Origin of the sequence: Kitasatospora sp. NPDC093806 (assembly GCF_040683335.1) — a bacterium.
Taxonomy (GTDB): Bacteria; Actinomycetota; Actinomycetes; order Streptomycetales; family Streptomycetaceae; genus Kitasatospora.
Genome location: NZ_JBFBDO010000157.1, coordinates 1 through 12,562, shown reverse-complemented (window position 1 = coordinate 12,562; position 12,562 = coordinate 1). Strand labels below are relative to the sequence as shown.

Sequence of the window (12,562 nt, the reverse complement as noted above, 5' to 3'; positions counted from 1 at the left end):
ACGGCGGCCAGCAGGACGGCGAGGGCGAGGAGCCCGCACCGGCGGGGCACCCGGCCCGCCGACCGCCCCGGCCGCCGTGGCCGGCTGCGCCCGGGCCGAGGACGCCGAACCGGAGTCCATGGTCTTCGGGTTCACCGGCGGCACGCTGAACGTCGTCTCGCTGCACGACGTCCCGACCGACCTCGTCGCGACGGACCGTCAGGACGTCAAGGTCACCCGCTGGTTCGAGGCGAACGTGATCGGCCGGCAGCGGAGCGGCTGGACGCTGGAGGGCGACACGCTCACCCTGGAGGCGAGTTGCTCGGGCTACGCCGACTGCGACGCGCGGTTCCGGGTCGAGGTGCCGCCGCACGTGACCGTGCTGCGCGACGGCAAGGCGACCGACCTCAAGGGCGGCCGGTCCGCCTGACCCTGCTCCGGCCGGTCCGCCTGATTCTGCTCCGGCCGGGCCGCCCGACCCGCCTCCGGGCGGGGCCGTCGGCGCGTCGTGCGAGACTGCGGTGCGTGACGAGCCCGCACCCGGAACCCCCGCAACCCATCCGCACGCTGATCGCCGACGACCAGGAGGCGGTGCGCCGCAGCGTGCGGCGGATCCTGGAGGCCCAGCCCGACATCACCGTGGTCGGCGAGGCGTCCGACGGGGTCGCCGCGCTCGAACTCGCCGCGGAGCTGCGCCCGGACGTCGCCCTGGTGGACATCCGGATGCCCCGGATGGACGGGCTGGAGCTGACCAGGCGGCTGGCCGGCCCGGGGGCCGCCACCCCGGTGCGGGTGGTGGTGCTGACCACCTTCGACCTCGACGAGTACGTCTACCCGGCGCTGCGGCACGGGGCCTCGGGGTTCCTGCTCAAGCGGTCCGGTCCGGCGCTGCTGGCCGAGGCGGTCCGGGCGGCGGCGGGCGGCGAGAGCCTGATCAGCCCGTCGGTGACCGTCCGGCTGCTGCAGCACGTGACCGCGCCCCGGCGCACGGACCGCCGGTCGGCCCCGGTGGCGCCGCTGACCGAGCGCGAGGTGGAGATCGCCGGTCAGGTCGCGGCGGGCCGGACCAACGCCGACATCGCCGCCGAACTGTTCATCTCCCCGGGCACGGTGAAGACGCACGTGGCCAGCATCCAGCGCAAGCTGGGGGTGCAGAACCGGGTCGGCATCGCCGTGCACGCCTGGGAGATGGGGTACGCGGTGCCGGGCCCGGCGTAGCCTCGGGCCGGCGGCGCTCCGGCGGCCGGGCGTGAGGAACCTGCGAGGCGGGGGGTGGCCTCCGGACTTCGTGTCCTCCGGCCCGTACAGTTCGATCGTCGACCGAGGTACCAGCGGCAGACCCTGATCCGTCTCGATCTGTCGCCACTGCCTCCTGCGGTCGAACTTCCTCCGACTACCTCGCAGGTCCATAACCATGATGCGCCTCGACGGGTTCGCGCACCAGGGTTTTTCCGGACCAATTCCGGCGAATCGGACATCGGCGTCTCGGGGCGCCGGTGTTTCGGGGCGCCGGCGGTTCAGGACAGCGCGTCCTTGCGCAGGAACCGCTTGAGGCGCTGCCACGGCCAGGTGTTGATCACGTCCCCCGCGGTCAGCCAGGCGCGCTGCGCGGTGCCGATCCCGTACCGGGGGTAGGCCAGGTGCGGGGTGGCGTGCGCGTCGCTGTCGACGGCGAACTTCACGCCGTGGCGCTTGGCCCGGAGCACGTCCTCGTCCCGCAGGTCGAGGCGCTGGGGCGAGCTGTTGATCTCGATGGCGGTGCCGGTGCGGGCGGCGGCCGCGAAGACGGCGTCCAGGTCGACGTCGATCGGTCCGCGACGGCCGATCCGCCGGGTGGTGAGGTGGCCGATCACGTGGACGTGCGGGTTCTCGCAGGCGCGGACCAGCCGGCGGGTCTGGGCGGCCCGGTCGGCGCCGAAGTGCGAGTGGACGGAGGCCACGCAGACGTCGAAGCCGGCCAGGAACTCGGCGGGCCAGTCGACGGTGCCGTCCCGGCCGATGTTCAGCTCGGTGCCGTGCAGCAGCCGCATCCGCCGGTGGCGTCCGGCCAGCTCGCGCAGCCGGGCCCGCTGGGCGAGCATCTTCTCGTCCGTCATCCGCTGCATCACCAGGTCGGGCGCGTGGTCGGTGACGGCGTAGTAGGCGTAGCCGCGGGCGGCGGCGGTGTCGATCATCTCCTCCAGGGTGGCCAGCCCGTCGGTCAGGTCGGTGTGGGTGTGCAGGTCGCCGCGCAGGTCCGCCTCGGTCACCAGCTCCGGCAGCTCGCCGCGCAGGGCGGCCTCGATCTCGCCCCGGTCCTCGCGCAGCGGCGGCGCGATCCACGGCAGGCCGAGCGCCGCGTAGACCTCCTCCTCGGTCGCCGAGACGACCTTCTCCCCGCTCTCGGCGTCGAACAGCCCGTACTCGGAGAGCTTGAGGCCGGCCCGGACCGCCATCGTGCGGAGCCGGATGTTGTGCGCCTTCGAGCCGGTGAAGTACACCAGCGCCGCGCCCCAGTCCTCCTCCGGGACCACCCGCAGGTCGACCTGGAGGCCGTCCGTGGTGCGGACCGAGGTCTTGGTCGGACCGCTGCCGATCACCTCGGCCACGTAGGGGAGCGCGGTGAGCGCGGCCATCAGCGGGGCCGAGTCCTCGGCGGTGGCCAGGACGTCGATGTCGCCGACGGTCTCGCGCATCCGGCGCAGCGAGCCCGCGTAGGCGCAACGGGTGCAGCCCGGCACGGCCGTCAGGGCCGCGACGAGCTGCTCGGCCTGCGCGGTGGCGACGTCCAGCAGGGTCCGGCCGCCGGACTGCCGCATCAGCTCGATGCCGTGCAGGATCTTCTCGCCGCTGCGTTCGCCGAGGCCGGGCACCTCGCTCAGCCGGTCGGCGCGGATCGCCTCGGCGAGCTGGTCGACGGAGGCGATGCCGAGGTCGCGGTAGAGGGCGAGGGCGCGCTTGGGGCCGACGCCGGGGACGGACATCATCGCGCGCACCCCGGCCGGGATCTTCGCGCGGAGGTCCTCCAGGGCGGCGATCCGTCCGTCGGCGAGGTACTCGGCGATCTTCCCCGCGGTGGACTTCCCGACGCCCGGGATCTGCTGGAGGCCCTTGAGGTCGAGTTCGGCGAGGTCCGTCGGGTGGCCGCCGACCGCGCGGGCGGCCTTCTCGTAGGAGCGGGCGCGGAAGGCGTCGCCACCGGTGATCGAGATCAGGTCGGCGTACTCCTGGAGCAGCTCCCTGACCTGGTCGTTGAGCCGGGCCATGGGGTCAGTCTAGGTTCGGCGGGCGGATCGGGCCGGGCGGGCGGAAGCGGCCGCCGGGGGCGGGTGGGGTCGGTGGCCAGGGGCGTGCGGGGCCGGGCGGGGCCGGTGCCGGGGGCGTGCGCGGCCGGGCGCGCGCCGTGCTGCCGCGCCCCGTCGGGTGACGGGTGACGGCCCCGCTGGTCGGCGGGGTGGCCGGGGCGGGCGGGGGCCCGGAGGCCGGATTGTCACCCGGGCGGCGGAGGCGCAGGCTTGGCGCAGGGCCGGGGAACGGTCCGTACCGGGTCGCCGCGGACGTGGCGGACCCGGTCGGTGCGGGACGAGGGGCAGGGCGATGGCAGGCGGGAAGCTCTGGGGCTACGTCGCTTCCGGTGCCCGGGCGCTGGGCGGATTCGCTCCGTTCGGGCGGTCCGGGGCGTCGGCGGGCGTGCGGTTGCTCAAGGGTGTGGGTGGTGGCGGTGCCGGTGGGGGACGGCCGGAACCGGGGGCGCGCGGGGTGGCGTTCGGCGGCCCGGCCGGGATGGCGGAGCCCGGTGGTCCGGGCCGCGGCGGGGCCGGGGGGATGGCCGGGCCGCAGCTGCTGTCGCGGCCCGAGCTGGAACGGCTGCGGTGGACGGACCGGGCCGGTGGGTGCGTGCCGGACGCGCGGCACGTCCAGCTGGCCGAGGTGGTCGGGCGGGTGCTGCGGGGCGGCGGCCGGGCGCCGGTCGTGGCGGTCCGGATACCGCTGGGGCTGCCCGTGGTGGTCGCGGACGCCACGCGGCTGGAGGCCGCGCTGGCCGGGCTGGTGGACCACGCGATCCGCCGCAACCCGCCGGGTGCGCGGGTGCTGGTGACGGCGGATCCGCTGCCCGGCCCGGGTGCCGCGGGCGGGCGGGGCGGGCGGGCGTTCCCGGTGGCGTACCCCGCGGAGTTCGGCGGGGAGTTCGGCATGGACCTCGGGGCCGACCTCGGGGCCGACTTCGGTCGGGACTTCGGCGCGCGGTTCGGTGCGCGGTTCGGCGCGGGGTCCGGTCCGGCGGAGGCGGCCGCGGGGGAGCCGGCCCGGGTCGAGCTCCGGGTGGTGGACCGGGGCGCGTCGGAGCTGCCGGAGGCGCGGCAGTGGCTGCTGTCGGGGGTGCGGGGCGTCGAACCGGGCGGGCCGTCGATGTCGGCCGTGGTCCGGGCGGCGGGCGGCCGGCTGGCGGTGGAGCAGACGCCCGGCGGGGGTCTCACCGTGGTCCTGGTGCTGACCGTCGCGCGGGACTGACGGGGGGCGGGACTGGCCGGGGGGGCGCCGGTCCGCTCGGGCCGTGGGTTCGCCTGTGCTCGTCCGGCTCGGTGGAACCGCAAAGACTTCTTCGCAAAAACCCTTTGCGAAGAACTGTTTGCGGTCCTATGGTGCTGCCATGACCGAAGACCGCAGGTGGCCGCACAGTTCGGATCCGCAGACCGATGTCGTGATCGATGCCAAGGGCCTGCGCGCCCTGGCCCACCCCGTGCGCGTGCGGCTGATCGGGCTGCTGCGCCTGAACGGCCCGTCCACCGCCACCAGGCTCGCCGAGCAGCTGGGGCTGAACTCCGGCGCGACCAGTTACCACCTCCGCCAGCTGGCGGCGGCCGGTTTCGTCGCCGAGGACACCGAGCGGGGGAACGCCCGCGAGCGCTGGTGGCGGGCGGTCCACCAGGTGACGTGGTGGACGGACGCCGACCTCGCCGAGGAGGAGCCGGAGGCGGCGCTCGGCTACCTGAGGTCGATCGTCGCGGCGCACACCCTCACCGCGCAGACCGCGCTCAACGCCTACGAGACCATGCCGGTCGAGTGGCGGCACGCGCTGGACCTCAGCGACATGGTGCTCCAGCTCTCCCCGCTGGAGGCCCGGGCCCTCGCGGGCGAGCTGACGGAGGTGATCGCCCGCTACCGCCGGCTCGATCCGGCGGCCCCCGCCCCGGAGGGCACCGACCGGGTGGCGGTCGTCGTCCATGTGCTGCCCGAGCCGCAGGAGGTCGCGGACGAGGGGCCGACGGGGTCCGTGGGTTCGGAGGGGCCGGACAGGTCCGGGGGTCGGTCATGACCGCGCGAGTGGCGGCGGAGAGCGCCGCCGCGGGGGCGACCGGCGGCCCGGCCGCTGCCGAGGTCGGCGCGCCGCGCAGTCTGCGGCCGCTGGTCGGCGTGCTGTCGGCGATGGCCATCTCGCTGACCGGCACGCGGGTGTCGGCCATCGCACTGCCGTGGTTCGTGCTCGCCACCACCGGGAGCCCCACCATGACCGGCGTGGTCGCGTTCGTCGAGCTGGCGCCGTACGTGCTGGTGAAGGCGCTGACCGGCCCGGTGATCGACCGGCTGGGCCCGCGCGTCGTCTCCTGGAGCACGGACGCGGTGAGCGCCGTCGCGGCCGGCCTGGTCCCGCTGCTGCACGGTCTCGGCCTGCTGCCGTTCTGGCTGCTGCTGGTCATGGTCGCGGTGATCGGCGCGGCCCGCGGCCCGGGGGACTTGGCCAAGGAGGTCATGGTCCCCGAGGCGGCCGACCGGGCCCGGGTCCCGATGGAGCGGGCCACCGGTCTCGCGGGGGTGACGGAGCGGCTGGCCACCACGATCGGCCCGATGGTCGGTGGCGGTCTGGTCGCGCTGCTCGGTCCGATGTCCGGGCTCGCGGCCAACGCGGTCGCCTTCGCGCTGGGCTCGCTGGTCATCGCGGTCGCGCTACCGCGCGGGATCGGGCGGGCCGTCGCCGCTCCGTCGGCGGCCGGGGCGGACGCGACCGGCGCGGCCTCGACCGGGGTCGACGCGACCGGCGGGGCGGTGCCCGCGGAGCCCCGGGTCGGCTACTGGCGGATGTTCCGGGAGGGCTTCGCCTTCCTGCGGGGTGAGCCGCTGCTGCTGACCATCATCGTGATGATCGCGGTGACCAACCTCCTGGACGCCGGGTACATGACGGTGCTGGTCCCGGTGTGGGCCCAGGAGACGGGAGGCGGCCCGGCCGCCATCGGTCTGATCGGGAGCGTCTGGGGGATCGCGGCGGTGGCCGGCAGCCTGATCGCGGCGATGGTGGCCCACCGGCTGCCGCGTCGGGCGGTGTTCTTCGTCGGCTTCCTGCTCTGCGGCGCGCCGCGGTTCGTCGTCCTGGCGCTGGACCTGCCGATGGGCGTCATGCTCGCCGTCTTCGCGGTGAGCGGGTTCGGCTCCGGATTCCTCAACCCGATCCTCGGCGCCATCCAGTTCGAGCGGGTGCCACGCCACCTGTTGGGCCGGGTCAACGCCCTGGGCGACTCGCTGGCCTGGGCCGGGATCCCCCTGGGCGGCCTGCTCGCCGGGTCGGCGGTGGCCCTGGTCGGCCTCATACCGGTGCTGCTCGTGTGCGGCGGCCTCTACTTCGCCACCACCACCCTGTCGGGCCTGCGCCCGGAGTGGCGAGAGATGGATCGCCTGCGCGGTCGCACCCCGGCCACGGGCGCGGCCACCCACGCGGGCAGCGAACCAGGCGAACCAGCGGACGAGATGGCGGCCCGGCCCCGGGCAGCGGCCTGACCACCACCCGGACCGGCCGTTCGAGCGTGGCCGGCGGCGTCCCGTGGTCCGACGGACCTGGCCGGGGCAAGGGCCGGGGCAGGGGCAGGGGCTGCGGACTGGGGCTGAGGGCTGGGGGTTGGGGCTGGGAACTGGTAGCGTCCGGATCTTCGCCGGTACGCCGGACGGAGTACCCGGGTAGGCCACCCATGACCGATCCCCATTCCCGGCTGCGGGACGCGCTCGACGCGTTGGACGCCGCCTTCGCGTCCGTCGTCTCGGCGCCGATCACCGTCGGCGGCTGCACCTACTGCTATGCCGAGAGCGACCTCGCAGCCCTCGCGGGCCCCGTCGAGCGGGTGCCGGAAGGCCTGCTGGCGTCCGTGGCGGCCAAGTCGTCCGACCACTGGGAGGACTTCCCCGCGCTGTACCGCCGGATGACGCCCCGGATCGTGCGGCTCCTGGTCACGGATCGGCTGCACGTCGACCACGGGTTGATCGCCTCCCGGCTGCTCGCCGCCGGCTGGCAGGACTGGCCCGCCTCGCAGCGGGGCGCGCTGGAGCAGGTCTGGCACGCCTGGTGGCGTTCGGCCCTGCACGAGTACCCCGGCACCGCGTACGTCCTCGGGGTGCTGGAGACCGTTGCCGTCAGCACCGGCGCCCTGGCACCGTGGCTGACGGCTTGGGCCGGAGCCCGGACGGAGGCGGCGGACCGGCACCTGGACGACGCACTCGACGACTGGCTGTTCGAAGGACAGCTCGGCGGCCTGTGGCTCGGCTTCTACCGGGAGTTGGACGCGGGGGCCGAACTGTTGCCCTGGCTGCTCTCCCTGGAAGCCGACAGGATCGGCGCCGCCCGGCGCGCCGCGGTGGAGCAGATCTCACTCGACCGGGCCGCTCCGCCGTCCTGAGGTCCGGCGGAGGGTCGGGGCGATGGGGCGGTCGGGGGGCGGGGCGGGGGCGGCGGTCGTCCAGTGGAGGAGGAGGACCGAGACGAGGGCGGCCAGGGCGCACCAGGTGGAGACGAAGGCCAGCCGCCAGAGCAGCGCACAGACCAGGGCGCCGGCGCCGGTGAGCAGGCCGAGGCGGCGGAGCAGGCGGTCGCCGCTGAGCAGCAGCGCGCCGACGGTGGCCAGGAGGTAGCCGGCCAGCAGGACGGCGGGGTGCGCGACGCCGAGGCGGTAGTCGAGGGTGTGACCGCGGTCGACGGCGACGACCGGGTGGGAGGCGATGGCGACGGCCAGCGGGACGGCGACGAGGAGTCCGAGGGCGGCCAGGGCCGTCAGCAGCCGTCGTCGGACCGGTCCGCCGGGTGCCGCGAGCCGGACACCGACCGGTACCAGGACGGGGAGCAGCGGCAGCGCGATCACCGCCCAGGCCGTCCGGGCCCAGCCGGCCGGTCCGGCGGGCAGGTCGCCGTCCACACCGAACCAGACGGCGGCCTCGATCAGCTGGTGCAGGCCCAGGACCAGGGGGAGGGAGGCGAGCAGCAGGCGTTCCGTTCGTCCGGCGCGGTGGGCCCGGAGCAGGCAGAGCACACCGACGGCCGACACGGTGCCGCCGACCAACAGGTCCGCCTGGGCGCTCCAGCACACGGGATGCTCCGGCGGCCGTTCACCGGACGCCCGTCGGCGGGCCGGTGCCGCCGTCGGGGCTGTCGTCAATGCCCTCGGTGTCGCTGTCGGGGGCGTCACCGGGGTCGGTTTCGGCCTCATCGGCCTCATCGGCCTGATCGCCCGGGACTTCGCCGATGCTCTCCAGTTCCTCCGCGACCGAGCCGGGCATCGCCGGATGGCGGCCGATCACCACCACCCCGATCACGATGGCCAGCAGGCCGACGGCCTCCCAGGCCAGCGCACCGGGGGTGACCCGGAGCCGGTCGCCGAGGAAGCCCACCGCGCAGGCGATCCCGGTGATCGGCTGGGCGGCGGTCAGCGCGGGCAGGGACATCCGCAGCGGTGCCGCCTCGAAGGCGCTCTGCACCAGCAGCAGCCCGACCACGCCCGCCGCCACCACCGCGTACGGCTGCCAGCTGCGCAGTACGGCCTCCAGCCCCTGGTGGTCGAGCCGCTGGGTGGTGGTCCGGGTGAGCGCGTCCTGGAGCCCGTAGAGCAGGCCGGCGGCCAGGGCGAGCAGGGTCGCCTCCTCGAACAGGGGCATCCGGCGGGCCAGCGAGACGAGCAGCAGGGTCAGTCCCACCACCGTCCCGACCACCAGCCAGTGCCGCAGTTCGCCGGCGGGTGGGCCGCCCCCGGTCGGTCGGCCGGCCACGATGAACGTCGTCACGCCCACGGCGAGCAGCAGCACGCCCGCCCAGCCGGAGCGGCCGAGGGTCTGGCGGGTCAGCACCCGGGAGAGTGCCATCGCGAAGATGAGGTTGGTGGCCAGGAGGGGTTCGACGAGCGAGACCTCGCCCTGGTTGAGGGCGAGCGCGGAGAGCAGCAGTCCGCCGACCATGAAGCCGGTGCCGAGCAGCCACTCGGGCATCCGCAGCAGGTCGAGCAGCAGTCGCCAGTGCAGCATGTCGGCACGCGGGGCCCGCTGCGCCGCGTGCTGCTGGAGGACGAATCCGAGGCCCAGGAAGCAGGCGGCGCCCAGTGCCAGGAGGAAGACCGCCACGGAGGGACCACCCGAAGGTTGCTGCCCGCGCCGTACCGCCGGGTCCCGGGGACGGTTCCTCGGCGAGGTCGTCCGGGGGGCCGGTGTTCCGCAGCGGGGTGTCCCGCGGCAACGGCGCGCTGTGGCCAGCCTACCGCCGGGGCCGGTCGCCGACCCCTGGAACCGGGCGCCCCACCGGGCCCGCCGACCCCGCCACCGGGTGCCCCGCCGATGCTCCGCCGGTGCCCCGCCGGGAGCCCGTGGGCGCCCCCGTCCGGGCGCCCGGTCCCCGCTTGCCGCCGTGGTGGTGGCGGGCGCACGCTGGTGTGAGCGGCCGCCGCGGGGGCACCACCCCTACCGGCCCGAGCAGGCGCGACGGGGGCCGGCGCCAGGAGGTGTGGCATGCACAACCAGTGGGATGTGGAGCTGAGCTTCGAGGAGGACGGCGTCCACACGGGGTGCGACGCGAGGCTGACCGGTGCCCGGGCACCCGGCCTCTCCGCACACGGTGAGGCGACCAAGAGCAGGGAGGACCGCCCGCTCGCCCGGATCGGCGAGGAGATGGCGGCCGCACGGGCGCTGGAGGCGCTGTCCCGCAAGTTGAAGGCCCAGGCGGACGGGGAGATCGAGGACGAGGGGCACCGGCCGGGGTACCTGGTCTACTGACGGAGCGGACGGCGGATCGGCGGGGCCACGCGGCGGCCGCGCCGGTCAGCCGGTGCGGGTGGGCACCGGCTCACCCGCCCGTCCACCGCTCGTGACGCGCTCTTGGCCGTCGGTCCGGCCGTCCCTCCGGTCGTCCGTCCGGCCGTCCCTCCGGTCCCGCTTGGGGACGAACAGGAGAGCGAGCAGCGCGGCCACGCCGAGCAGGACGGCGGTGGCCACGAACGCGTGCTCGTACCCGGCGGCCAGCGCGGCCTCCGGGCTCTGGCCGTCCGCCGCGGCCCGTCGGGTGGCCGCCACGGCGAGGCTGGACAGCACGGCGAGGCCGATGCTGCCGCCGCACTGGCGCCCGGCGTTGAGCAGTCCGCTGACCAGTCCGGCCTCGCCCGGGTCGACTCCGGAGACGCCCATCGCGGTGTTGGCGACCATGCAGACGCCGACGGCGACGCTGGCGACCAGTGACGGTCCGACGAAGCCGGTCAGGTAGTCGGAGTCGACGTCGAGCCCGCCGAACCAGAGCATCCCCAGGGCGCCGAGCAGCAGCGCGCCGGTGAGCGTGGCCCGTCCGCCGAACCGGGCGGTGAGCCGACCGGCGACCACGCTGCCCGCCGCCGTCCCGGCACAGAACGGCAGGAAGGCGGCGCCCGCCGCCAGCGGGCCGTAGTGCAGGACGTTCTGCAGGTGGAGCGAGCAGAAGTAGAAGCCGACCAGCATGGCCGCGCCGAGCAGGGTGACCAGCAGGCTCGACACCCAGGCCGTCCGGCCCCGGAGCACACCCAGCCGGACGAGCGGCGCCTGGGTGAGGCGGGGCGCGAACCGGGCCTCCCAGCCGAGGAAGGCGAGCCCGAGCAGGACGGCGGCGCCGAGCGTGCCCAGGGTCCGGGCGGAGCCCCACGGATGACGGTCGGTCTCCATCAGGCCGTAGACCAGGACGGTCATCGCGCCGGTGCCGAGCAGCGCGCCGAGCACGTCGGGACGGCCGGTGCGCGGCGGGCGGGCGGCCGGGACCGAACGCGCCGCCAGGGCGAGGCCGACGAGCACGATCGGCGCGTTGACGAAGAACACCCAGCGCCAGTCGAGCAGGTCGGTGAGCACCCCGCCGAGCAGGACGCCGAGCGCGCTGCCGCCCGCCGTCACCATCGACCAGACGCCGATCGCCCGGGCCCGGGCCGCCCCCTCGGTGAAGGTGACCATGATCAGGGTCAGGCCGATCGGGGCCAGCACCGCCGCGGCCACGCCCTGGCCGGCCCGGGCGGCGACCAGCTGCCCGGGGGTCTGGGCGAAGCCGCCGAGGACAGAGGCGAGCCCGAACAGCACCAGGCCGGAGAGGACCGCCCGGCGGTGCCCGACCAGGTCGGCGATCCGGCCGCCGAGCAGCAGCAGCCCGCCGAAGGCCAGCGCGTAGGCGTTGACCACCCACGGCAGCGAGCTGTCGGCGAAGTCGAGCGCCTCGCCCATGGCGGGGAGGGCGATGTTCACGATGCTGGCGTCGAGCGTGACCATCAGCTGGCAGACGGAGACCGTCGCCAGGACGAGTCCGGGGCGGGTGGCACCCCGGCCGGGGGTGGTCCGGGACGGGTGGGGTGGCGCGGCTTCGGGCATGGTGGCCTCCTATGCGAACGTTGTTCGCGTAAGGTAAGCCTAAGTTAACGAGGGTCGCAAGTGTCCCAGGTCGGAGGCGGGTTGGCACAGGCATGGCAGGATGGCGGGGTGTCAGAGCGGAGCGGCCGGCCGGGCGCCGGTGAAAACGGGGCGCACGGGGCGCACGGGCCCTCCGGGTCGGCCGAGGCGGTCGGGGCAGTCGATGCGGTCGGGGCCGACGGCGCCGAGGGTTCCCCCGGTGCGGGTGAGGAGCGCGGCAAGTACGGGCGCAGGCGCCCGCGTCCCGGGCTGACCACGGCCGGGGTGGTCGCCGCCGGCCGCCGGGTGATCGAGCGCGACGGGATCGACGCGCTCACCATGCGCGCCGTCGCCACCGAACTCGGCACCGCGCCCGCGTCCCTCTACCGGCACGTCACCGACCGCGACGCGCTGCTGATCGCGGTCCTGGAGCAGATCGCGGAGGGGCTGCCGGTCGAGGTCCCGGGCACGGACCCGGAGGCCCGGCTGCTGCGCCGCCTCCTCGACGCCCACGACCACATGGCCGGCCACGCCTGGGTGCTGCACATCCTGATCCGGGGCGAGCTGGTGGCCGAGAACGCGCTGCCCTTCAACGACGCCTGCCTCGCCGACCTGATGGCCGCCGGACTGCCGCCCGGGCGCGCGCTGTCCGCGTTCCGCGCCTGCTGGCAGCTGGTCCTCGGCGAACTGCTCTCCGAGCACCCGGTCAGCCCGCCGCGCGAGCCCAACCAGCGGCGGGCGGTCTTCGAACGGGTGGACGCCGCGCGGCTCCCGGCCCTGGGGCGGGTGCTGGCCGAGGAGGGGTACACCGGCGTGGGCAACCACTGCGGGGACCTGCGGGCGGCCCTGGCGGCGTTGATCGGCGGCCTGGTGCGCGGGTAGCCGCCGCCGGGCGCGGGTCAGAACCGGGCGGCCCGGGCGGTCGCGCGGCGGTTCCTGCCGGCGACGACCGGGGCGGTGACGGAGGCGGTCC

General features: G+C 75.6%; 12 protein-coding genes. 8 read left to right on the top strand and 4 right to left on the bottom strand.

All coding sequences use genetic code 11. The annotated features are described in order from the left end of the window. Window positions 1-409, top strand: a 409-nt coding sequence (locus AB0N76_RS37210; RefSeq protein WP_363565116.1) for a hypothetical protein, incomplete at its 5' end; no start/stop codon positions are given. A 95-nt stretch (window positions 410-504) separates the two neighbouring features. Next, window positions 505-1,197, top strand: a complete 693-nt coding sequence (locus AB0N76_RS37205; RefSeq protein ID WP_363565114.1) for a response regulator transcription factor — start codon at window positions 505-507, stop codon at window positions 1,195-1,197. Window positions 1,198-1,496: 299 nt separating this feature from the next. Here AB0N76_RS37205 and polX read toward each other — a convergent pair whose 3' ends face one another. Further along, the gene (gene polX / locus AB0N76_RS37200; RefSeq protein ID WP_363565112.1) at window positions 1,497-3,224 is read right to left on the bottom strand and encodes a DNA polymerase/3'-5' exonuclease PolX; all 1,728 of its coding nucleotides are present in this window, start codon (window positions 3,222-3,224) and stop codon (window positions 1,497-1,499) included. 331 nt (window positions 3,225-3,555) lie between these two features. Here polX and AB0N76_RS37195 point away from each other — a divergent pair, with 331 nt between their 5' ends. The 4 genes from AB0N76_RS37195 (at window position 3,556) to AB0N76_RS37180 (ending at window position 7,619) form a co-directional block, all read left to right on the top strand. Then, window positions 3,556-4,470 carry a hypothetical protein gene (locus AB0N76_RS37195; RefSeq protein WP_363565110.1) on the top strand — a complete coding sequence of 305 codons (915 nt, stop codon included), beginning with the start codon at window positions 3,556-3,558 and terminating at the stop codon, window positions 4,468-4,470. Between the two features lie 139 nt (window positions 4,471-4,609). Then, window positions 4,610-5,275 (top strand): helix-turn-helix domain-containing protein, encoded by a 666-nt coding sequence (locus tag AB0N76_RS37190; protein ID WP_363565108.1) that lies wholly within the window; start codon window positions 4,610-4,612, stop codon window positions 5,273-5,275. A 110-nt stretch (window positions 5,276-5,385) separates the two neighbouring features. After that, on the top strand, window positions 5,386-6,729 hold the full coding sequence (locus AB0N76_RS37185) for an MFS transporter (protein WP_363565118.1): 1,344 nt from the start codon (window positions 5,386-5,388) through the stop codon (window positions 6,727-6,729). Between the two features lie 188 nt (window positions 6,730-6,917). After that, complete coding sequence (locus AB0N76_RS37180) at window positions 6,918-7,619, top strand: hypothetical protein (RefSeq protein ID WP_363565106.1); 702 nt, start codon at window positions 6,918-6,920, stop codon at window positions 7,617-7,619. Here AB0N76_RS37180 and AB0N76_RS37175 read toward each other — a convergent pair. Both AB0N76_RS37175 and AB0N76_RS37170 read right to left on the bottom strand, forming a co-directional pair. Further along, a complete protein-coding gene (locus AB0N76_RS37175; RefSeq protein ID WP_363565104.1) occupies window positions 7,590-8,303 on the bottom strand; it encodes a DUF6629 family protein in 714 nt (237 codons plus the stop codon). The genes AB0N76_RS37180 and AB0N76_RS37175 overlap by 30 nt on opposite strands. Before the next feature lie 19 nt (window positions 8,304-8,322). After that, the gene (locus tag AB0N76_RS37170; RefSeq protein ID WP_363565102.1) at window positions 8,323-9,327 is read right to left on the bottom strand and encodes a DMT family transporter; all 1,005 of its coding nucleotides are present in this window, start codon (window positions 9,325-9,327) and stop codon (window positions 8,323-8,325) included. A 381-nt stretch (window positions 9,328-9,708) separates the two neighbouring features. On the opposite strand from AB0N76_RS37170, the gene AB0N76_RS37165 reads away from it, so the two are divergent. Continuing rightward, the gene (locus AB0N76_RS37165; RefSeq protein WP_363565100.1) at window positions 9,709-9,972 is read left to right on the top strand and encodes a dsRBD fold-containing protein; all 264 of its coding nucleotides are present in this window, start codon (window positions 9,709-9,711) and stop codon (window positions 9,970-9,972) included. 45 nt (window positions 9,973-10,017) lie between these two features. Here AB0N76_RS37165 and AB0N76_RS37160 read toward each other — a convergent pair whose 3' ends face one another. Continuing rightward, complete coding sequence (locus AB0N76_RS37160; RefSeq protein WP_363565098.1) at window positions 10,018-11,571, bottom strand: MFS transporter; 1,554 nt, start codon at window positions 11,569-11,571, stop codon at window positions 10,018-10,020. Between the two features lie 108 nt (window positions 11,572-11,679). Between AB0N76_RS37160 and AB0N76_RS37155 the strand changes: the two genes are divergently transcribed. Beyond that, window positions 11,680-12,471, top strand: a complete 792-nt coding sequence (locus tag AB0N76_RS37155) for a TetR/AcrR family transcriptional regulator (protein WP_363565096.1) — start codon at window positions 11,680-11,682, stop codon at window positions 12,469-12,471. Window positions 12,472-12,562 lie beyond the last annotated feature (91 nt).

Excerpts from the sequence above, each read along its gene's own strand:
- polX (WP_363565112.1), bottom strand. The coding sequence starts at position 3,224 with ATGGCCCGGCTCAACGACCAGGTCAGGGAGCTGCTCCAGGAGTACGCC.
- AB0N76_RS37195 (WP_363565110.1), top strand. The coding sequence starts at position 3,556 with ATGGCAGGCGGGAAGCTCTGGGGCTACGTCGCTTCCGGTGCCCGGGCG.
- AB0N76_RS37190 (WP_363565108.1), top strand. The coding sequence starts at position 4,610 with ATGACCGAAGACCGCAGGTGGCCGCACAGTTCGGATCCGCAGACCGAT.
- AB0N76_RS37185 (WP_363565118.1), top strand. The coding sequence starts at position 5,386 with ATGGCCATCTCGCTGACCGGCACGCGGGTGTCGGCCATCGCACTGCCG.
- AB0N76_RS37180 (WP_363565106.1), top strand. The coding sequence starts at position 6,918 with ATGACCGATCCCCATTCCCGGCTGCGGGACGCGCTCGACGCGTTGGAC.
- AB0N76_RS37165 (WP_363565100.1), top strand. The coding sequence starts at position 9,709 with ATGCACAACCAGTGGGATGTGGAGCTGAGCTTCGAGGAGGACGGCGTC.
- AB0N76_RS37160 (WP_363565098.1), bottom strand. The coding sequence starts at position 11,571 with ATGCCCGAAGCCGCGCCACCCCACCCGTCCCGGACCACCCCCGGCCGG.